The organism is Acetobacter lambici (assembly GCF_011516885.1).
Taxonomy (GTDB): Bacteria; Pseudomonadota; Alphaproteobacteria; order Acetobacterales; family Acetobacteraceae; genus Acetobacter; species Acetobacter lambici.
Genome location: NZ_WOTD01000191.1, coordinates 1 through 514, shown reverse-complemented (window position 1 = coordinate 514; position 514 = coordinate 1). Strand labels below are relative to the sequence as shown.

General features: G+C 56.8%; 1 pseudogene. It reads left to right on the top strand.

The annotated features are described in order from the left end of the window. Window positions 1–208: 208 nt before the first annotated feature. Window positions 209–514 (top strand): annotated as a pseudogene (locus GOB86_RS15820) (helix-turn-helix domain-containing protein); the annotation flags it as partial.

Below are 514 nucleotides of genomic sequence, written 5' to 3'. Positions count from 1 at the left end.
CTCCGGCAGGCCATCTGAAGAAACAGACAGCGCACAGACCACATAGCTTCCACCAACACTGCCTTCTCAGGCCGTGACACCCTCACTGCGTTCAGAACCCGCCGCCAGAAGTAGAATATCGTCAATATTCCAGATCGGGCTCCTGTGGGATGACTGAATTCTACAAAATGACCCGAAATTGCCTCAAGTGTGAGAAATCCGCGTCGAAGCCGGTGTTTCTGCTCCAGTTGGAAGCCGTTGGTTTCGGAGTTCTGGCGGGATGCCACCCACACATTTAACCCCTTCGGGCTCTCACCCACAGGGCCGTAGTCTTTCTTTTTCCGAGCGTGAAGAAATCGCCCTGGAATGCGCACGCAAGACCGGGGTGCGTGCTATTGCCCGCAAGCTGGGACGTTCGCCCAGCACGATATCTCGTGAGATCAGGCGCAATTCCGCGACCCGCAACGGGGATTTCAATTACCGTGCCACCACCGCACAATGGCATGCGGATCGTGCGGCCCAACGTCCCAAGGTG